Origin of the sequence: Streptomyces sp. NBC_01498 (assembly GCF_036327775.1) — a bacterium.
Classification (GTDB): Bacteria; Actinomycetota; Actinomycetes; order Streptomycetales; family Streptomycetaceae; genus Streptomyces.
Genome location: NZ_CP109598.1, coordinates 5188404 through 5209426, shown reverse-complemented (window position 1 = coordinate 5209426; position 21023 = coordinate 5188404). Strand labels below are relative to the sequence as shown.

Sequence of the window (21023 nt, the reverse complement as noted above, 5' to 3'; positions counted from 1 at the left end):
CGACTGTCAGCGGCCTCGTCGCGTCCCACGACAGGACCAAGGCCGGGGTCGTGGAACGGACGTCGGGTGTCAGGAGTCGGGTGAGGACGGCCGTTCCCCGGCCGCCGTCTCCTGCCGGCGCAGCGACCGATAGAACGCCTGGAGCCAGCGGGTCGCCACTGCGTCGCGTTCATAACGCCACACGGTGAGGTCCCGCAGCAGACAGGCGTAGTCCGGGCCGACGCCGGAGGAGCCCAGCCAGCGGACCACGCTGGGCAGCGTCCGGTGAACGCCGTCGAGGTCCTGGCGCACGAGCAGGTGCAGCCGTGACTCGGCGGCGCCTGAATTGAGCTGGTCGGGGCTGCGGCGGCCGACGGCGATCGCGAAGCTCTCGCCCAGGCTGGTGCCACGCGGCCGGAACGCCGTCGCGCTCCCGTCCGCGCGAGAAGTGTCCGAGGCTGGCCGGGTATCGGCGCTGTCGCCGTCCGCGGCGACCGCCGCGGGAACATCCTCGCCCGTCGGATGTTCCCGCGTTCCGGTGTCCGCCGTGTCGGTGTCAGAAGTCTCGGACAGCCGCTGGGACCGTGGGCGGGCGGCGATGAGCGCGGCGATCGCGTAGTACGCACGCTCCTTGTCCACGTAGCCCCGGCCCTCGGGGTCCTCCCGGATAAGTCCGGGCCGCAACAGCGCAGCGTGCATCCGGGCGGGAACTTCGGTGACCGGCTTGCCCAGTCCGGCTCGTAACGCGGACTGTTTCCCCGGCGCCTCCCGGCACAGTTTGCGCACCCGCTCCGCGTACTCGTCGTATCTGAGCAGATCCAAGTCCCTTGGCTGGGGTTGCTGTTCTTGTCCGTGGGTTGTCGCGCTCATCGATTCCGCCGTTGGTGTGGTGGTCGGGGTGCTGCTGGGCTCGTCGAAGGTGGTCCGGCGTCTACGTGCCCGGCGGTACTCTCCGCTTCCGTCATGTCTCTCGGCCTCGGTCGTGGGGAAGTCGCGTGGCCAGCCATGCCTGCCGCGCGCACGAATCCGCGGACCGCACCGAGCACGGAACGCACAACTCAGGGACGGTCGGGGACACTCAGCAGAACGGACACCAGTCCGCGTGCTTTCTCGCGGGCTTTTGCCCCCCGAGGGGTAGCGGCGATCTGGAGCGTCACCGTGTCGTACTCACGCAGCGCGAGCTGCCCGAACGCTCTGGAACTCCCCGCGAAGTCCCGGGCATGGAGCGACTCCCAGAAGCGCTGCTCGGCGGCCGGCCAGTAGGCGGCCAGTGCACGTGCGGGCCACGGTCCGCCGCGCTTGCGCCGCTCCTTGGCGGTCCCGCCGGGACGATCGTTCTCGAACGGGGTGGTGTAGGCGCGCCACGCCGTCTGCAACGCGTATTCCAGCCGGCTCGCCGCCTTCTCCGCCGCATCGCGCCCTTCCCTGAGGCCCAGCTTGAGGGCTCTGTCCGCCGGGTTGTCCGAGTCCCGGAGCAGTGCGAACAGCGGCGGGGTGGAACCGGTGAAGTACGTACGGTCGCGGGTCTGGCCGTCCTGGTCGAAACCGAGGGACTGCACCCGCAGGGCGTCCTCGACCTCTGGCGGCAACTCGCAGTTCAGGTCGCTCAGTGCGGAGGGCCGATGCCCGGAGTCCGTGCGGGTCTCGGTCACCAGCGCGTCCAGGTCCCGCCACAAAGCGCGGTCCGCGTCCGCCTCCCGGGGCCGTTTGAGCAGGTCTCTGCCCTCGTCCCACAGCAGGTACGGGTCTTCGTGCGGCGGTCGGTTGACGCGCAGTGCCCAGGTGATGTGCGCGTCCACCACGCTCCCTCCCCCGGGGCCGCGAGTAAGGAGGACCGCGTGCCGGTACTGCTCGGTGAGCGCCCCCAGTGGCCCCGTCGGCGCGGTCGGCACGGCGAGCGGATCGGGCAGTTCGTCGCGCTCCCAGGGACAGCGGTCGGGCTCGCGGTTCCTGTCGCGGGGCCATCTGTTCGGGTACGGAAGGCCCAGCAGCAGCGTCTCGAAGAGCGAGCGTCCCAACGGATGGTAGGAAAGCACCTTGCGCAACGGACCGGCATAGGCGTTTCCGAACCGCTGTCCCGCCACGGTCCGCGGCGTGCACTGACCCGAAGGCCCGTAGTAGAGCTGCGCCAGCAGATGCAACACGGCGTCGGCCGGCGTCAGCGACACCTGCTCATCGTCGGTGAAGTGCCCGAAGAACACCTGGTTGTTGCCCGCCGGTCGTGCCATTACCAACTTGTTGACGCCCGAACCGGTCGGACACTCCTCGGTCAGCCTGGGGTCCTGCATCCACGGACGCTCGGTGTCGAAGAGACGGAATCGTTTCGCGAAGCGACTGAAGTACTCATTCACCGCGTCCGCATCGAACTGCCCGTCTTCTTCGAGGAGTTCATATCTGCGATCGCTCCACTCCCCCTGGTTCTTCGCCTCGTGGAGACCGGTGATCCGCGCGGCGAGGGCGTACAACACTCGCATCAATCCGGATGCGGCAGGTGGCAACGCGACGGCGAGCCCGCCGATCCGGTGGGCGTCGAGAAACAGGCCCAGGAAGCCGAGACTGCGGGAGCCGGCCGACCCGTCGGCCGCGGGGAGCATCGAGACGGGGGCCCACGGTTCGGTACCAAGGTCGTAGAGTTGGAGGTCGCAGGGATGGAGTTGCTCCACCTCTACGGTGGGCGGTTCGGTAGACACGAGCTGGTCACTCCGGTTGTCACGTCGAACGGTATGTGTTTCGACAGAGCCGTCGCGTCGTGTCGAAGGCGTCTCCGCGGTGGCGGAGGTGGACCGATCCTTCCGGGAGAGCCGGTCAGACACCGAGTCCGATCCCCGCGTCAGTGGGGGCCGCAGTCGTCCCCCTGATTGGGTATCAGGGGGACCACGGTGTGGGCACTGCAAGCCTCCTGACTGAATGCCAGGCAGATACAGCGGGTGAGCCCCCCTTCCACCGACAGTGACATTACCCATGAACGAGCACCGGACAAGCGGCTTTGAGGAATCTGCTCAAAGATCCTTCCGGGCGAGCGATACCGTGATAGGGCGATCTCCAGCTGCCTCCCTCAGTCGACCCGCTCGGACACGAGCCCCAGCTCGTGGTGGAGCGTCAGCCGTCGCTTGCCCAGTACCGGTCCGGCAGGCCCCTCCGGTCCGGAGGTGTGCGGCAGCAGGACGATGCCCGCGAGCGCGGCTTCGTCCTGCCAGCCGGCCGGCGGCTGGTGGGCGGCCGTACACGCCCGACGCCACTCGCCGTGCGCCAGCGGCACGACATAGCCCAGGAGTTCACGCACCAGACCCCTGGAGAAGCGTCCGCCCGGGGAGTCGCCATACTCCGGGAGCGGCACCGTGTGGTGTTCGTCCAGCCACCGGCGTTGCGCTGGATCCTCGAAGACGGGCAGGGTCGCCACGGTGTCCGCGCCCAGCCGCGTCGTGATGATGTCCTCGTCCGCATCGCTGCTGGTGAGTTCCTCCAGCGAGCGGACGTCGTCCGGTTCCGGGATGGTCACCAGGTCCGCCAGCCCCTTGCGTGCCATGGTGTCCGTCAGCCGCTCGATGTCCTCCTCCAGCAGGAGCTTGGGGGTCTTCGACGCGAACTCCTCGTTGTACACGCCGTCGACGAGTTCCTGAACATCGCCGGGCACGTTCACGGGCTTTCCCGCCCGCCCCTCCAGCTTTTCGAGGGTGCGGCGCAGGAGCGACGGCGCGTACACATCACCCCACGCCTTCGGAGGGTGGAGCTCACCCTCGGTGTTGACCGGCACCAGCACCGCCAGTCGGGGGCCACTGCTCCAGGAGGGCCGGTACGGAGCGGTCGTCCGGTGCCGCCAGACCCGTCCGGCCCGCTGAAGGAGCAGCGCCATCGGTGCGAGGTCGGAGACGATCAGGTCGAAGTCCAGGTCCAGAGACTGTTCGATCACCTGGGTGGCGACCAGGATCGTCCCGCGCGGGGGTACGGGACGCCGTACACCTTCCTTGCCGACGCGTCCGAACCACTCTTCGGCTTCACGGGTGATCGCGCTCCGGCGCTTCCCCGGGAAGCGTGCGTGCAGCAGTCGCAGCTGGGGACCCTCCGGCGACCGGGCCCCTTCCGACGGACTCCGGGGCGCATCCGCGTACGACACCCGGTCGTCCCAGCCGGAGTAGTCCGGCCCGTATCGCCCCCGGAAGTGTTCCCGCAGAGCGCTGAACGTCTGCTGCGCCTCGCCGACGGTCGTGCAGATCACGGCGGCACAACCGCCCGCGTCCGCAACGGGGTTCAGCTCTTGCAGCAGCGTGGCCAATCGGCCGTTCCCGGTCGCGGTGTCGTACGTGTGGGCGACGGGGAGCAGATCGATACGGAGGCTGGATGGCCGGTTGGTGCCGATGGGACCGCTGGGGAGTGTGACGGCCGCGGTGGCGGCGTCCGCGTACAGCCAGCCCGGATACGAGGGCGCGGGCAACTCGTTGGAGCCCGGCTTCCGTCCTGCGCCCGACAGATACGCCTCCACCATGCCGGTGGCCGTACGCCCGGTCAGCGTCGCCGAGAGCAGGACCACCGGGACCCGCATCGCCCCGAGCCAGACCAGCAACCGCAGCAGCAGAGCATGGGTGAACGCGTCATACGCGTGCGCCTCGTCCACGACCACCGTCTTGCCCGCCAGGCCCAACTGCCGCAGCGCGTTGTGGCGCAGCGGGAGGACCGCCAGGAGCGCCTGGTCGACCGTGCCGACCGCCAGCGGAGCCAGCAGCCCCCGCCCACGGGTACGCAACCACCGGCCCACCGACAACGAGGCTCCGCCCTGCGCCGGATCGTGCTCATCGGTCAGCGTCTTCGGCTCCCGCAGCGCTTCCGGCGTGTACCGCTCGTTCAGATCGGCAGCGCCGTGCAGCAGCGTCAGCGCCGCGTCCCCCACCAGGTTCGTCCGCCCGAACGCCGCCATCCGTTCGTAGAGTTGATCAGCGGTGGCCCGGGTCGGCAGGAGGAAGGCCACCCCGGGGCACCCCGCCGCCCGGCCCATCGAGGCAGCGGCGGCGAGCGCGACCTCGGTCTTGCCCTCCCCCGGCGGCGCCGTCACCAGAAGGACGCCCGGCCCGCCCTCGAAGACTCCCGCCTCCGTCAGCTCCACATCCACGCTGACCTGCAACGGATGCGGCTCCCGGATCTCCGGGAACCGCCGTCGAAAGCCCCCGACGGTGAACTGCGCCCGGTTCAGACCCGCGCCCATCAACAGGCCCGGCGCCTCAGCCGCCGCACGCGCGGCGTGCGCGCGTAACGAGTCCGGGGTGCCCAGCCCTCCGTCGGCAGTTGCGGCGGCCTGCTGCCGCATCACAAAGTCGTCCTGACTGGCCAGCCAGTCGGCAACTATCACGAGCCCCGCGATCACCACCGCCACCGGCACCGTCAGCCCCGCCCCGGCCGCCACCTCGACCGGATGGCCCATCACTTCCCGTAACGCGACCACGTGCTCCCGACGCTGCGTCTCCCAGCCCCCGGCGCCCAACTCCGGGTAATCCCGCAACGGATCGAAAACGCTCCGCCCCTGCGGCAGACCCGGATACCGCCCGTGATGCCCGCCCAACATCTGCGCCACCCGCACCACCAGCCGCCTCGCCAACACCCCACTGCCCACCGGGTATCCCACCCCCGCCAGCAGCCCGGGCAACACCCGCGCGCTCACCTCCTGATGCCCCAACGAGAAGGCGCCCGTATCCCCCACCACACGAACGGCGAACGCGTCATCGGCCAGCAGAGCCGCACACGACCCATGCCTGAGCGCATCCCGCTGAAACTGAAACCCTCGGTGGATCTTCCCGACATCGTGCAACCCCGCCCAGAACGCGACCATGGACCGCGCCTCGTCCGCACCAACCCCCAACTCCCCGACGATCGCCCGCTGCTGCGATCCAGCCAGAAACCCATCCCACAACGCTCCGGCTACCACGCCGGTGTCCAGGAGATGCCCAACCAACGGATAGGGCTCCAAGAGCCCGTGTTCCTTCCCCCACACCCGAACATCAACCATCTCTCCCCCTCGGCACAGGCCGCCGGTCAGTGCGGGACATTCCACCACCGAGCTCTGACACACTGGCTCCATGAGCTGGCGGCGGCCGAGTCAAGGAATTGCAAAGCCCCTTCAAAACCGCAGCTCATGAAGTGTTCTTCCCGCGCGAGCGGGGGTGGTCCGCGCACCACCCCGGACGGGGTGGCGAGCCACTGGTTCTTCCCGCGCGAGCGGGGGTGGTCCGGTCAACACGGTCAACCTGTTGGCCGCGCTGATGTTCTTCCCGCGCGAGCGGGGGTGGTCCGGCGAGGGCGAGGGCGGCGGAGCACACGGGGATGTTCTTCCCGCGCGAGCGGGGGTGGTCCGTTCTCATTTCCGACTGGCGGCTCTTGGCCTGGGTTCTTCCCGCGCGAGCGGGGGTGGTCCGCTTCGGGCCGTCGCGCCCCCTGTGGTGGAGGGGTTCTTCCCGCGCGAGCGGGGGTGGTCCGACCGGGGCGGGCGGGATCTACGACCGGATCGAGTTCTTCCCGCGCGAGCGGGGGTGGTCCGGGGTAGTTCGGGCGGGCGGCGATGTCGACGCCGTTCTTCCCGCGCGAGCGGGGGTGGTCCGATGAGTGATTCGGCTTCACGGGGTGTCAGCCGGTTCTTCCCGCGCGAGCGGGGGTGGTCCGCCAGTTCTCCGCCTCCGTACGCAGTGCCATGAGTTCTTCCCGCGCGAGCGGGGGTGGTCCGATCAGGGTGAGGGCGGCGCTCATAGCCGCTTCGTTCTTCCCGCGCGAGCGGGGGTGGTCCGCCGTCCACTCGATACACCGTGACCACGGGATGGTTCTTCCCGCGCGAGCGGGGGTGGTCCGCGTACGCGCGGGCCGAGCCGGCGCTGCACACCGTTCTTCCCGCGCGAGCGGGGGTGGTCCGCGTCGGCTCGATGAGCAGCGCGACGAGGTCGCGTTCTTCCCGCGCGAGCGGGGGTGGTCCGGGAGGCACAGGCAAGAGCACCACCGCGCTCTAGTTCTTCCCGCGCGAGCGGGGGTGGTCCGCCCACTTCATCCCCGGGCATCACGCTGTAGGAGTTCTTCCCGCGCGAGCGGGGGTGGTCCGAGCGCGAAGAACGCCCACGGTCATGCCGTCACGTTCTTCCCGCGCGAGCGGGGGTGGTCCGCGCCTGCAGTTGTGCGAGCCGATCGTCCGAACGTTCTTCCCGCGCGAGCGGGGGTGGTCCGCCGAGTAGACCGTCAGGACCTCGCTGAACGTCGTTCTTCCCGCGCGAGCGGGGGTGGTCCGCCGAGCGCCTCGAACTGCGCCTGCCCGGGGGGGTTCTTCCCGCGCGAGCGGGGGTGGTCCGTGCCAGATCGCGTTCACCCTCACGGCGGGCGGGTTCTTCCCGCGCGAGCGGGGGTGGTCCGAAGGTCAGACTCCTATCCCGGAGTTCAACGTCATCAGAGCCAACTCCATGTGTCATTTCCTCGCCGCTACGGGCGAATTCGCACGAGGCGGCGAGTCTCTGACTAGAAAGTCTCACGAAGACGGCACTTACAACGGCTAACACAATGAGGTGGATCGGTCCTGGTGACCTTGTCCGCGTCAGGTGTTCACCGTTGTCTGGGCATGGGGGCCTCGCCGTGGATCGTGTCGGATGGCCTGTGGGAGCGGGTCGAGCCGCTGCTGCCGTACAGGGAACGGCGATTTCGGCACCCGGGCCGCAAGCCGCTGCCGGACCGGCAGGTACTGTGCGGCATCCTCTTCGTGCTGCACACCGGCATCCAATGGGAATACCTACCGCAGGAGTTGGGCTTCGGCTCGGGCATGACCTGCTGGCGGCGGCTGCGGGACTGGAACGAGGCCGGCGTCTGGCAGCAGCTGCACGAAGTGCTGCTGGCCGAGCTCAACGCGGCGGCCCGTCTCGACTGGTCACGGGCGGTGGTCGACTCCAGCCACGTGCGGGCCATAAAAGGGGGAGCCAGACGGGACCGAGTCCGGTCGACCGTGGCCGAACCGGATCGAAACACCACCTGATCACCGACGGACACGGCACCCCGCTCGCCGTGATCCTCACCGGCGGCAACCGCAACGACGTCACCCAGCTCATACCGCTGATCGACGCCATCCCACCCATCAGGGGCCGGGTCGGGCACCCGCGACGCAAGCCGGACTCACTCTTCGCCGACCGCGGATACGACCACGACATCTACCGCGACCAGGTCCGACAACGCCGCATCGTGCCGGCCATCGCCCGCCGCGGCACCCTCCACGGCACCGGCCTGGGAACCTACCGCTGGGTCGTCGAACGCAGCTTCGCCTGGCTCCACGGCTTCAAACGCCTCCGCATCCGCTGGGAACGCCGAGCCGACATCCACGAAGCCTTCCTCAAACTCGCCTGCTGCCTCATCACCCACCGACAGATCAACTCATTGTGTTAGCCGTTGTAAGACGTCTCCGTCTGCGCCCTTGACTGACGTCCCGTCACCGTGCAGCGCGGAACGGGCAACGGCCGCAGGACCCATCGCGATGCGCATCAGCGGCGGCTCGAAACCATGCGGGCGTTCGAACCACTCACGGGCGCCGCGCGGGCGAGCGGATAACACGGCTCCAACATCTCGGCCGAGCATTGGCCGAGCAGACGATCTTGGAGCCGTGAAATGGGCCCCCTCCACAGAGGGGGCTCACCTGTTGTTGCAGGTCAAACGAGTGAAGTTGCGGCGTGTCCCGGTGGGGCGGGTGGGACTCGAACCTATTCCGGTGACGCGTCTCGCCTGCGAAAACGTCGGAACGACGGACATAGGCACTCGTTTCCATAGGGCTGCATCCTCCTCGATCCCGCTCGAACGGAAACCGTTAGGCGTTCGCCACACGCCCTTCTTTGGGGGCCACCCTCTACTTCCGAGCAGCATCGGTGGCTCCTCCGTCGTTCCTCGTCACCGGGGAGCCTCAGACGCGGGCTCTCCATCCTCGCCGCCTCACGGCTCACCACGGGCAGTGACGTCGCGGAGAGGCCTCATCGTCGACGAGCGCACTTCTCAACCCGGTGCCCGCCTCAACGGCGGGTGTTCAAGGCGGTGGTCAGGCGCTGTACGGCGGTCCGCCGCGGAGGCGGTCGTCGGGTTGGGGGCCGTGGCGCGTCACACGGGTCGGGACAGTGATGCGTCGGGAGGCGGGGGGCTCGGAGTCTCGGTGGCCGAGGCGGTCGATGAGGAGGCGGGCGGCTTGTCTGCCGATCTCGTCGGCGTCGTACGAGACGAGTGTCAGCGGGAGACCGAGGATGTCGGAGAGGTCGAAGTCGTCGAAGCCCGCCAGGGGGAGAGTGGTACCGGCCTTGTGGAGGGCTCGGATCGCGCCCTGGCTGATGCGGTTGTTCGTGCAGAACAACGCTGTGGGGCCATCAGGGAGGTCAAGGAGTTCGAGGACCGCTCGCTCAGCCGTCGCGGCATCTACGAGGCCCTGCCGTATCAGAGCGGTGTCAGGCTCCACCGCGGTTTCCTCGTGTGCTGCCCAGAATCCGCGCAGCCGTTCGGCCCCCGTGTACAGCGCCGGCGGGTTGCCGAGGAAGGCGATGCGGGTATGTCCTTCTGTCAGAAGACAGGCTGTGGCCTCGCGGGCGCCGTGGAAGTCATCGACCAGCACACAGTCGGTGTCGAGTCCGGCGGGTGGTCGTGCCGCGAGGACGACCGGGACATGGCGCATGGCGTCTGCCAGGTGCTGCTGCCGGCTGCCGGCGGGGACGACGATCAGCCCTTCGACCCGGTGGTCGACAAGGCCGTCGACAAGACTGGACTCGCGGTCCACCTGGTCGCCGGTGTTGCTGAGCAGCATCCGGAAGTCGTGTTCGGTGAGGACTTCCTGGACCCCGAGCGCGAGACGCGAATAGAACGGGTTGGCAAGGTTGGTGACAACGAGACCGATCATCCTGCTGCCGCCGAGCCGGAGGCTGCGCGCGGTCTCGTTGCGACGGTAGCCGAGACGGTCAACCGCGGCGAAAACTCGTTCGCGGGTGGCTTCGGAGACCCCGGGATCGTTCTTGATCACCCGCGAGACCGTCATGGCGCTGACCTGCGCGAGTTTGCCGACGTCGTGCATGGTCGGCCCGCCTCCCCGGCGAGCGGTCATCCCCGTTCTCCTTCCCGCGTCCGCCGTGGCGTCGTCCCCGACCTGGTCAGCCCGCAACGCGCTCCCGCGCCCGGTGGGCGGCTCCGATCAGCGGTGCGTCCGCAGGCTGCCCGGCGGGCAGCACGCGCGCGGTGGTCCCGCCGCTGAGCAGCAGCCCCGAGGAGAGCGCGGGCTGGATCAAGTCCCACGACCGAGCCATGGAACCACCGATCACCACCGCGGTGGCCTCGAAGCGTTCGATCCACGGTGCCAGGGCCTGGCCGAGGGTTTCGAAAGCGTAGCGGAAGGCTTCCGAAGCGGCCGGGTCGCCCTCCGTGGCCAGCGCGGCGATCTCGTGGACGTCCGGCAGGGGCCGGTTCTCCGCCAGGGACCCGAGGCGGGCGTAGCGCGCGCGGATGGCACGGCGTGAGACGAGATCCTCCAGCGGCCGGTCCCGTACGGTCAGCCGGTGCACATGACCGGCGGGGGGCACCCGCGTGCCGTCGTGCACGGGCCGCCCGTCACGCAGGAACGACGAGCCCACGCCCGTACCCAACGTCAGGCACACCACGCGCCCGTGTCCCGCCGCGGCGCCCGCGTGGTACTCGCCGACGGCGAACGCGTCGGCGTCGTTGAGGAAGCGCAGCCGCTCGGCCCGGGGGCCCAGCCGTCGGCGCAGCCCGGCCCCGACATCGACACCGGACAGGGACTCGAACTTACCCACGCCCGTGAAGCGGCCCATCCCGGTGTCGTAGTCGAAGGGGCCCGGTATGGCCACGCCCCAGATCGGTCCGTGCCCGGCGGGCAGTTCGAGGGCGGCCAGGGCGATGGCGTCGAGGATGCTGTCGGCCGCGACGTCGGAGCCCAGGGGCCTGCGGAGCACCGAGGACGGGAGGGTGCGGCTGGTCGCGGGGTCGACCAGTGCGGCGGTGACATGGGTCCCGCCGATGTCGAGCACGGGGACGGGCGCACCGGCCCGCCGGGCGGCACCGGTCACCCCTCGACCACCAGGGCCTTGACGATGTGCACCTCGTCGTTGCCCACCGGGCGGATACGGTAGGGGCCGGTCGCGGCGGGCACGGTGATGGTCTCCGCGAAGGCCAGGAAGTGGCTGCCCGCGTCGCGGGTCTCCAGGACGACGCCCCGGCCCGCGGAGACGTTGAGGATGTGGAAGCGGCCGGCGGTGTCGTCGGCCATGTCGGCGTCCGGGGCCATGACCATGCGGTGCACCGCGTAGAACATCTCCGGCAGCGCGCCGATGATCTCCTCCCGCCAGCCCTCGCCCGCGCGCAGGGTGCGCGGCTGCTGGATCAGGTCCTTCGTCACATCCTCCCCGCGCCGGCTGGTGTCCAGGTTGGCGAAGCCGTGCGCGTAGGGCAGCGGCCGGGACGCCCCGGCGGCGTCCTTGCGGAGCCAGTCGTAGAAACGCAGGGAGTACAGGTACGGCGTCGCGCTCACCTCCAGCACCAGGTTGCCCGCCCCGGACGCGTGCGGGGTGCCCGCGGGGATCATGAACAGCTGGCCGACGGTGGCCGGGTGGGACTGGACATGGTCCTCGACCGGCAGGGGGGTGCCCCGGGTGACGGCGTCCTCCACCTGGCGGCGCATGACGTCGGGGTCCGCGTGTTCGGTGAGCCCGAGGAGAACCTGGGCGCCGGGCTCGCCGGCGGTGATGTAGTACGTCTCGTGCTGGGTGTACGGCCAGCCGAAGACCTCCCGCATGTACTGCTCCCGCGGATGGCAGTGCAGGGAGAGGTTGCCTCCGCCCATCGTGTCGAGATAGTCGAACCGGATCGGGAAGGAGGTGCCGAAGGCGCGGTGGACGTCCTCACCGAGCATGGCCTCCGGGTGGAGGACACACAGGAGTTGGAAGGGGATCTCGACCTGGGGCCCGCTCGTGTCGCCGACGAGGACTCCCGCCTCGGGGGCGATCAGTTCGTAGCCGAGGGCGGTGTTGCCGCCGTCCGGCGTGAAGCCGAGTTCGCTCGCCGCCCATCGGCCGCCCCAGGGGGTGGAGTTGAAGTAGGGGCGGGTGCGGACGGGTCCGCGGACCAGGTGTTCGACGGTGCTGCGCAGGGCGGCGCCGTCGAGTGAGGCCGGGGCCGACGGGTCCTGTGTGTCGATCCACCGGTCGATCCGTGTCGCGTACGCGTCCCGGTGCCGGTCCAGCACGGGCCAGTCGGTGTAGAACAACCGCACCAGACCGCCGGGTTCGCCGGAGCCGCCCAGGTTGACGCCCACCGGCAGCCGCCCGTGTGCCACGGCGGCCTCGGCGTACCGCTTCGGCAGGTCCGCGTACCACAGCTCATCCGGCTCGCACAGCCCGGCGCCCGGTCCGAACAGCACCACCACGCCGTCGTCCGGGAGTTGTCCGGCCCCGGGAACGGCGTCGAAGAGGTCCGCGACCCGCGCCTCGGAGAGGGGGGTGAAGAAGGGGTCGTCGGCAGGGACGGGCCGGGCGGCGATCCGCTCGGCGGCTGCCGGCGCGTAGTGCCGGCGCACATCCAGCAGCCGAACCTCACGCCCCGCCGAGCGGACGGCGGCGGCCAGGGAGTCGGCCAGGGCGTCCCAGTCCAGTGCGGCGGGACCGTCCACCGACAGCGTGAGCGGACCGGCCGGCAGCTCGGCGACCGCGGCCGGCCACCCCGCGACGACCTGCCCGTCCACGGGCTGGTAGCTGGGGTGTGTGTCGTACGGACGAGACGTGGGCGGCACATCTTCTCCTCGCTGGGCTTCGCTGGGTTCGTTAACGATAACATCAGCCACGTGACGGGGTCCATCTCTCGATTCACACCGGACCCGCCGGTCATTCCGGCGCGACTGAACTGCTGTTACATGGAGATGTGGGTCCGGTGGCGGCTTCGAATGCCGATGACTTCTCCGCGATGCTGGTCTGTTGTCGTTAACATCGGCATCGGGCATTGGACGGCCGGGCCGGGAACGTCACCGGCAGGGGCCTTCGTCCCCTTCGGCGACGACGCCGTCGAGGTCGGCCCATGCCTCCTCCGCCAGGTCGACCCCGGTCCATTCGGCGGCGGCTCGCACCTCGTCGCCGGAGCGGAAACCCGCCACCACACACGCCACTTCGGGACTGCGCAGCGGAAAACGCAGGGCCGCGTGGGGGAGAACCGTCCGGTTGCGGGCGCATGCCTCGGCGAGGCGGTGGACGCGCCGCAGGACCGGCGCGGGAACGGGACCGTAGTCGAAGGTGGCGTCGGCCGCCGGGTAAGGGCGGCTCAGGAGACCGGAGTTGAAGGGCGCCGCGGCGACGAGCGCGACCCCTCGGGCGGCGCAGGCGTCCAGCAGAGGGCGGGCGGTGCGGTCGAGCAGGGTCCATCGCCCGGCCACCATGACGGTGTCGATGTCCGTTTCCGTGACGATCCTCAGAAGCGGGCCGACGGCGTTGCCACCCACACCCACGGCGCCGACGACCCCCTGGTCGCGCAGGTCCAGCAGCGCGGGTATGGCCTCGCCGACCGCGGCGTCGAGGTGATCGTCGGGGTCGTGGACATAGACGATGTCGACCCGGTCCAGCCCCAGCCGGTCCAGGCTCGCGTCCAGGCTCCTCAGTACGCCCGTACGGGAGTAGTCGGGGCGGCGGACGAGGGTGTCCGGTACGGCGAAGCCTCCCGCCGCCAGGTCGGACCCGGTGGGGGCGGGGTGAGGTTCCAGGAGCCGTCCGACCTTGGTGGAGACGGCGAACTCCGCCCGCGGCCGGCGGGCGAGTGCCGCTCCCAGGCGCCGTTCCGACAGCCCCAGCCCGTAGTGCGGTGCTGTGTCGAAGTAGCGCAGCCCGGCGTCCCAGGCGGCGTCGACCGTGGCCCGGGCTTCGGCGTCGCCGATGGCGCTGTAGAGGTTGCCGAGCGGAGCGGCACCGAAGCCCAGGGAACTGACACGCACCTCCGTGCGGCCGAGCCGCGCGACGTTCATGCCGGGATCCCGTACCAGCGCGCGGCGGTGGCACCGAAGACGGCGACGCGTTCCGGGTCGCTCAGGTCCTCGCAGAGCGCGTCGGCCACGGCGACGACCGTGTCGTAACCGGCTGTCAGGAGACAGACCGGCCAGTCCGATCCGAACATGACGCGGTCCGGTCCGACCGTCGACCACAGCACGTCCGCGTAGGGGCGCAGCGCGTGTGCCGGGCCGTCCCCGGCCGGCGTCCGGGTGAGGAGACCGGAGAGCTTCACGGCGACGTTGGGGCAGGCGGCCAGTTCTCGTATCTCGGCGGTCCAGGCGGCCAGGCCGTCCTCGTCGATCACGGGGTTGCCGGAGTGGTCCAGGACGAAGCGCACGTCGGGCAGTTCGCGTACGGTCCGCACCGCGTCCGCCAGTTGGTCGGGTCGCACCAGCAGGTCGTAGCAGAGGCCGGCCGCGGCGAGAGCCCGCAGGCCGCGCCGGACGTCGGGGCGGGACGTCCAGTCGGGCGCCGGTTCGTCCTGGATTCCGTGACGGATTCCCACGAGTGCGGCGCCTCCCGGAGCGTCCCGCAGTTCGGAGAGACGGTCGGCGATCGCGGGGTCGGTCAGGCTCGTCCATCCGACGACGGCCTTCACGTGCGGGTCCCCGGCTGCCAGCGCGAGCAGCTCCGGGGTCTCCTCGGGGCCGGGGAGGGTCTGCACGACGACGGTCGCGTCGACGGCGTGGCGTTCGAGCAGTGGCCGCAGCTCGAACGGGCCGAAACTGCGGTGGAGTTCGGGCAGGCCATGGACCCAGGGCTGGTCACGGACCTCCAGGTTCCACAGGTGGTGATGGGCGTCGATGCGCATGGTCCGTTCCGGGGCTGAGGGAAGGGCGGGTGGGACAGGGGCCTGGCGCGCCACGGGGAAGTCGCGTCGGTCGAGACGAAGCCGCGTCAGTCGAGGTGGAAGATCTCCTCGGCGTCCGCCCACAGTTGGCCGTCGGCGGCGGTGTCCAGCGGCTGCTGGCAGGGATCGGTCAGCGCCCACCACCGCTGTGTGGTCGGGTCGGTGGCGATGGCCGCGGTGTCGGCGGCGTAGTCGTCGCCGGTGTATTCGAGGTAGCTGAACAGCAGCCCGTCGCGCAGGAAGATCGAGTAGTTGCCGATGTGGGCGCGCTTGAGCGCGTCCAGGACACCGGGCCAGGCATCGGCGTGCAGGGCCCGGTACTCGGCTTCCTTCTCCGGGCGCAGCCTGACCACGGCAGCGTGGCGTTTCATCTCTCACTCCTCGTTTCGCAGCCGTGGTCCGTCCACGGCCTGGTTCGCCTGTCGCGGTCGGGTGCGTCCACGGCCTGGTTCGGAACCGGGCTCCCGGCACCCTGCGACCGGCGAAGGATGTGCTTCATTCGACGCTCAGGACCATAAGGATGTGATCGGTTCGGCGCAACGGAGAGACTTGAGATCGTCATCAACTGGACGCTCTGCACCGTTAAGTCGGGTTTCGAAACTGATTACCGTCAACATCTATCCATCACGTAACACGGATGTCATAGTGGCCCACCAGATGAACCAGATTCATTGGCGCAGTGAGAAGGAGTGCATCGTGGCCAATCCGTCGCGCGTCCCGGGTCGGGGAGACGATGACGCCTCACGTCCCTACCGGCCGGGGTACGAGCTGGTGGCCGAGCAACTGCTGGACTACATCTCCGAACAGGAGCTGCGTCCCGGTGACCGGCTCCCCACCGAGAAGGGCCTCGCCGAGATCCTGGGCGCCACCCGCAACGTCACCCGGGAGGCCGTGAAGGTCCTGGCGGCCATCGGCCGGCTGAGTGTGAGGCGGGGAGCCGGGATCTTCGTCGCCGAGGGATCGGGGGGTCTGGTCGACGACCAGATGGCACAGTTCCGGCCGACGAGCATGGAGCACGTCCTGATGCTCCTGGACTACCGGTCGGTGATCGAGTCGGAGACGGCCCGGCGCGCCGCCACCCTCGCCACACCCATCGAGGTGCGCGCCATCAAGGAAAGCGCCCGGACCACCCTGGACTGCGCCGTACGCCACGACGTGCACGCCTTCGCCCGCGCCGACGCGGCCTTCCACGACGCGGTCGGCGCCGCCTCGCACAACGTGTTCCTCCGCTCCAGCGTCGCCGGTGTGCGGCGCCTGGCCGGCCAGTCCGACGTGCTGCTCTTCCACGGTGACGCCCCCGGCTCCCTGGAGGTCGCCGCGCGCCAGCACCTCGCCATCGCCGAGGCGGTCTCCGCGGGGGAGGCCGCGCTCGCCGAGGAACTGATGCTGGAACACATCGCGACCACGCAGAGCCAGTTCGAACGCAAGATCCGCGACCGGCTGTTCAACCTCGGCGACCGCCCCGCCCCCGGGGCACCGGCCGGCGACGGTGCCGCGGATTCCTCACCGCCGCGCACGTCGGCCTCCTAGGACCTCCACCCCCCCATCTCCCCGGCGGCACGAAGCCGCCCGACGGCGCGGGACACCGTGGACGACCGGCGTCCCGCGCCACCGTCCCAGGCGATTGGAACCACATGTCTCTTCCGCCCGCTCGCAGCGGCGGATCTCCACCGCTGCGAAGAACCCTGATAGCCGCCCTGTCCCTGGCCGTGGCCTCGGCCTCCCTGGCCGCGGTGCCCGCCCACGCGACATCCAGGGGCCCCGCCCTGACCGTCTATGTCGCACCTGACGGCAAGGACAGCGGAAAGGGCAGCGCCGGCCACCCCTTCAAGACCCTTGAGCACGCACGTGACTACGTGCGTGACACCAAGGACCGGGTCAACGGCGATGTCCACGTCCGTCTCCTGTCCGGCACCCACCGGCTCAGCCGCACCTTCACGCTGACCGCGCGGGACTCCGGCCGCTCCGGCCAGAAGATCGTCTACGAGGCGGCCCCGGGCGCGCACCCCGTGATCAGCGGTGGCCGGCAGGTCACCGGCTGGACCGCCGCCGACGCCGGCAAGAAGGTCTACAAGGCGAAGCTCAGCGGGCTCGACACCCGCCAGCTCTACGTGAACGGCGAGCTGAAGACCCGCGCCCGCGGTGCCAAGAACCCGGCCGGCTTCAGCAAGACGTCCACCGGCTACACCTTCACCGACGACAGCATCACCGGCTACCAGCGGCCCGCGGACCTGGAGGTCGCCAGTTCCTGGGGCTGGAAGCTCATGCGCTGCCGCGTGGACTCCATCTCCGGCCGCTCGATGACGATGGTCCAGCCGTGCTGGGACAACGCCCACCTCCAGCAGGGCCAGGAGATCCAGACCCCGACCTGGCTGGAGAACGCCCGCGAACTGCTCGACAGCCCGGGGGAGTGGTACCTGGACAGAACGGCGGGCGAGATCTTCTACCTGCCCGAGCCGGGTCAGAACATGGCCACCGCGGACGTGACCGTGCCCGTCGTGCAGGACCTGGTCGACCTGAACGGCACGCGGAGCAACCCGGTCAGGAACGTCGCCTTCGAGGGCCTCACCTTCTCCCACTCCACCTGGCTCGCCCCGAGTTCGCCCGACGGGCACATCGAGGGCCAGGGCGGGTTCCGGATGGTCGGCGAGGACAACCCCGACTTCAACTCCACCCGGCTGAACTGGAAGAAGACACCCGGCGCCGTCAACGTCAGCCACGGACAGAACATCGCGTTCGAGGGCAACACCTTCACCCACCTCGGCGCGGTCGGCCTGAACCTCAACACCGGCACGCAGCGCACGGACATCACCGGCAACGTCTTCCGCCAGATCGCCGCCACCGGCATCCAGATCGGCGGCGTCGAGTGGGGCGACGCCCACCCCGACGACCCGCGGGACATCACCAAGGACACCCGCGTCGCCAACAACGTCGTCACCCGGGTCGCCGACCAGTACAACGGCTCCCTCGGCATCCTGGCCGGCTACACCGACTCCACGGAGATCGTCCACAACAAGGTGTACGACCTGCCCTACAGCGGCATCTCCGTCGGCTGGGGCTGGGGACTGACCGACAAGGGAGGCAACCCCACGTACCCGAACAACTCCGGTGTCCCGGTCTCCGACACCCCGACCATCGGCCGGGACAACGTCGTCGCCAACAACGAGATCAGCGACATCATGCGATCGCAGGCCGACGGCGGAGCGGTCTACACCCTCAGCGACAACCCCGGCAGCCGGGTCTCCGGCAACTACATCCGCGGCGTCCCGTACGCCGCGTACGGCGCCGTCTACCACGACGAGGGCAGCCGTCACTGGCAGAACACGGGTAACGCGTTCTGTGACATCACCTTCCAGTGGCTGCTGATGAACCACGGCATGGACAGCCGGATCACCGGCAACTTCACCACCAACCCCACCTTCAGCGTCCAGAACCGCAGCACGGGCAACAACGTCAGCGGCAACGTCACCGTGGGCGCCTGCGACCAGTTGCCCGCCTCGATCGTGAACAACGCCGGGCTCCAGAAGCCCTACCGCCACCTCGACCCCGGACCGGCCGTGACCGACCGCCGGGCCCCGGGCGCCCCCGGCGCCCCGACCGCACAGGCCGACTTCCCGACGGTGGCGGACCTCCGCTGGCCCGCCGCCACCGACGACACCGCCGTCACCGGCTACTCGGTGTTCCAGGACGGCGCCCTCGTCAACGCCTCCGCCACCACCGGCGTACGTATCCCCGGACTCACCGGCGGCAGGACGTACACCTTCAAGATCACCGCGCGTGACGCGGCCGGCAACGAGTCGGCACCGAGCCGGACCCTGAGGTTCACCATGCCGGCCGGCCGGGACCTGGCACTGAGGAAGCCGGTCACCGCCTCCTCCGAGTCCGAGGCCAACCACCCCGACAAGGTGAACGACGGCGACCTGTCGACCCGCTGGGCCCAGGGCCTCGGCCTGCCCGACCCGTCCTGGATCCAGGTCGACCTCGGCGCCAACCACGACATCGACGGCGCGATCACGACCTTCGAGAAGCCGAGCGGATACAAGTACCGCGTCGAGGTGTCACCGGACGAGGTCCACTGGACGACCTTCGCCGACCGCACCGCCACCAACACCACGGCCCAGACCACCTACGACAACGGCACCCCGGTCACCGGCCGCTACGTACGGCTCACCGTGACCGGCTCCAGCGGCAACGGCGGCAGCGTCCACGACCTCCAGGTCTACGGCGACCCGGCCACCCCCGGCACGGACCACACCGCGCCCTCGCGCCCCGGCAAGCCCGGGGTCCGTCCACTGCTGCCGAGCGTCCTGGACCTCGACTGGACGGCGCCCACCGACGACACGGGCGTCACCACCTACGCCGTCTACCAGGACGGCAAGCGCATCGCCGTCACCGACAGGACCACCCTGCGGGTCTCCAACCTGACCGCCGGGACGGAGTACGCCTTCACGGTCGTCGCACGGGACGCCGCGCTGAACGCGTCCGAGCCCAGCCCCGCGGCCACCGTCACCACCCCCGCCGACACCAACCTCGCCCTCGACAAGTCCGTCACCGCCTCCTCCCAGTCGGACGGATACGCGCCCTCCCTGGCCGTCGACGGCAACCTGTCGACGCGCTGGGCCCAGGGCTCCGGACTGCCCGACCCGTCCTGGATCCAGGTCGACCTCGGAGAGGCCACCAGCGTCTCCAGCGTCATGACCAACTTCGAACTGTCCGGCGGCTACCGGTACCGCCTGGAGTACTCCACCGACGGCGAGACATGGTCGCTGTTCGACGACCGCACGGCGGAGAACACCACCTCGGCGATCAACTACTCGTTCGCCGAACACCCCGTCACCGCCCGCCATCTGCGCCTGACCGTCACCGGGTCCAGCTGGAACGGCGGCAGCATCTACGAGCTCAAGGTCTACGGCGGCTTCTAGCCCCCCGCACGGCGGACGCCCGGCGGCCACCGTCGCGGCCGGGCGCCCGCCGGCTCCTCCCACACAGAGACGAATCCAGGATGAAGATCACCCATGTCGCAGTACACCGGATCGACGTTCCGGCGGCGAAGCCACCCTTCCGGTGGCGGGAGGGCCTGAGCGGCAGCCCCGCGACCGGCGACGGCGCGGTCCTGCACATCGGCACCGACGAAGGAGCCGAAGGGGTCGCGGTGTTCGCCCGCCCCGGAGCCTTCGCCGTCCTCACCGACCTCGTCGACCGGGTGTTCCGCGACGAACTGCTCGGCGCCGACCCCTTCCAGCGGGAATGGCTGTGGCACCGGGTGTGGGAACTGGACCGCATCCACGAACTCCCGCTCCCCACACTGGGCCTCATCGACACCGCCCTGTGGGACCTGGCCGGCCGCTACCACGGCGAGCCGGTCTGGCGACTGCTGGGCGGCTTCCGCGAAGCCATCCCCGCCTACGCCTCCACCTCCACGTTCTCCTCCACCGAGGAATTCCTCGACGTGGCCGACCAGTGCCTGGCCCTCGGCTACCGGGGCATCAAGCTGCACGCCTGGGGCGACGCCCGCCGCGACGCCGCACTCTGCCTGGCCCTGCGCGACCACGTCGGCCCCGACGTCCCCCTCATGTACGACGGGTCCGCGGGCTTCGACCTCCCCGACGCGATCCGGCTGGGCCGGGCGCTCGCCGAGGCCGACTACCTCTGGTACGAGGAGCCGATGCGCGAGTTCAGCATCTCCGCGTACCGGAAGCTCGCCGAGTCCGTGACCGTCCCGCTGCTGGTCGCCGAGACCTCCGACGGAGCCCACATGAACTCCGCGGACTTCATCCGCGCCGGAGCCGCCACCTTCGGCGTCCGCGCCGGCACCACTCTGCGCGGCGGCATCACCGGCGCCATGCGCACCGCCCACCTCGCCGACGCCTACCGGCTGCGGGCCGAGGTGCACGGGTCCGACATCCCCAACCACCACCTGTGCATGGCCATCTCCAACACCACCTACTACGAGTCCCTGGTGACCGCGGAACGCGTCGTACGCGAACGCCACGTGGACGCCCAGGGCCTGGTCCACGCCCCCTCCGGACCCGGCATAGCCCTTCCCCTCGACTACGGCTACAGCGAGGCGCTGACGCCGTTCGTCGAACAACCGCGCTGAGCGCGCGGTCGCCCCTCCCCGGGACGGCGACGGCCTCCGCCGCACCCCGTCCGGCGCACCACCGGAACAGCGCGGGTCCCCTCCC

13 protein-coding genes and 1 CRISPR repeat array are annotated in these 21023 nt (G+C 70.1%); of the genes, 4 read left to right on the top strand and 9 right to left on the bottom strand.

Annotated elements, in window-relative coordinates; genetic code table 11:
- Window positions 1-69: 69 nt before the first annotated feature.
- The 3 genes from casB to OG875_RS22265 all read right to left on the bottom strand — a co-directional run bounded on the left by casB (window position 70) and on the right by OG875_RS22265 (window position 5974).
- On the bottom strand, window positions 70-801 hold the full coding sequence (gene casB, locus OG875_RS22275; RefSeq protein ID WP_330175985.1) for a type I-E CRISPR-associated protein Cse2/CasB: 732 nt from the start codon (window positions 799-801) through the stop codon (window positions 70-72).
- Between the two features lie 236 nt (window positions 802-1037).
- Window positions 1038-2669, bottom strand: coding sequence for a type I-E CRISPR-associated protein Cse1/CasA (casA, locus tag OG875_RS22270; RefSeq protein WP_330175984.1), 1632 nt, complete (start codon window positions 2667-2669; stop codon window positions 1038-1040).
- 365 nt (window positions 2670-3034) lie between these two features.
- The gene (locus tag OG875_RS22265) at window positions 3035-5974 is read right to left on the bottom strand and encodes a CRISPR-associated endonuclease Cas3'' (protein ID WP_330175983.1); all 2940 of its coding nucleotides are present in this window, start codon (window positions 5972-5974) and stop codon (window positions 3035-3037) included.
- A 133-nt stretch (window positions 5975-6107) separates the two neighbouring features.
- Window positions 6108-7356: a CRISPR direct-repeat array (repeat unit 29 nt; unit sequence GTTCTTCCCGCGCGAGCGGGGGTGGTCCG).
- Window positions 7357-7558: 202 nt separating this feature from the next.
- Here OG875_RS22265 and OG875_RS22260 point away from each other — a divergent pair.
- Window positions 7559-8370 (top strand): IS5 family transposase gene (locus OG875_RS22260; RefSeq protein ID WP_330177853.1). Its coding sequence is split into 2 segments (ribosomal slippage): window positions 7559-7882 and window positions 7885-8370, totalling 810 coding nucleotides; the frame shifts between segments, so codons are not numbered across the junction.
- Between the two features lie 640 nt (window positions 8371-9010).
- Here the strand turns inward: OG875_RS22260 and OG875_RS22255 are convergent.
- From OG875_RS22255 to OG875_RS22230, 6 genes are all read right to left on the bottom strand, one after another.
- Window positions 9011-10054, bottom strand: a complete 1044-nt coding sequence (locus tag OG875_RS22255; protein WP_330175982.1) for a LacI family DNA-binding transcriptional regulator — start codon at window positions 10052-10054, stop codon at window positions 9011-9013.
- Between the two features lie 46 nt (window positions 10055-10100).
- Window positions 10101-11030, bottom strand: a complete 930-nt coding sequence (locus OG875_RS22250; RefSeq protein WP_330175981.1) for an ROK family protein — start codon at window positions 11028-11030, stop codon at window positions 10101-10103.
- Window positions 11027-12748 (bottom strand): class I mannose-6-phosphate isomerase, encoded by a 1722-nt coding sequence (locus OG875_RS22245; protein ID WP_330175980.1) that lies wholly within the window; start codon window positions 12746-12748, stop codon window positions 11027-11029. Before OG875_RS22245 ends, OG875_RS22250 begins: the two co-directional genes overlap by 4 nt.
- Window positions 12749-12976: 228 nt before the next feature.
- The gene (locus OG875_RS22240; protein WP_330175979.1) at window positions 12977-13963 is read right to left on the bottom strand and encodes an aldo/keto reductase; all 987 of its coding nucleotides are present in this window, start codon (window positions 13961-13963) and stop codon (window positions 12977-12979) included.
- Entirely contained in the window at window positions 13960-14799 is an 840-nt protein-coding gene (locus OG875_RS22235; RefSeq protein ID WP_330175978.1) for an amidohydrolase family protein, read from the bottom strand. The genes OG875_RS22240 and OG875_RS22235 overlap by 4 nt, the downstream gene beginning before the upstream one ends.
- A gap of 86 nt (window positions 14800-14885) precedes the next feature.
- The gene (locus tag OG875_RS22230) at window positions 14886-15209 is read right to left on the bottom strand and encodes an L-rhamnose mutarotase (RefSeq protein WP_330175977.1); all 324 of its coding nucleotides are present in this window, start codon (window positions 15207-15209) and stop codon (window positions 14886-14888) included.
- A 286-nt stretch (window positions 15210-15495) separates the two neighbouring features.
- Between OG875_RS22230 and OG875_RS22225 the strand changes: the two genes are divergently transcribed.
- From OG875_RS22225 to OG875_RS22215, 3 genes are all read left to right on the top strand, one after another.
- Window positions 15496-16368, top strand: coding sequence for a FadR/GntR family transcriptional regulator (locus tag OG875_RS22225; RefSeq protein WP_443079170.1), 873 nt, complete (start codon window positions 15496-15498; stop codon window positions 16366-16368).
- A gap of 104 nt (window positions 16369-16472) precedes the next feature.
- The gene (locus OG875_RS22220; RefSeq protein ID WP_330175976.1) at window positions 16473-19760 is read left to right on the top strand and encodes a discoidin domain-containing protein; all 3288 of its coding nucleotides are present in this window, start codon (window positions 16473-16475) and stop codon (window positions 19758-19760) included.
- 80 nt (window positions 19761-19840) lie between these two features.
- Window positions 19841-20938 (top strand): enolase C-terminal domain-like protein, encoded by a 1098-nt coding sequence (locus tag OG875_RS22215; protein ID WP_330175975.1) that lies wholly within the window; start codon window positions 19841-19843, stop codon window positions 20936-20938.
- Window positions 20939-21023 lie beyond the last annotated feature (85 nt).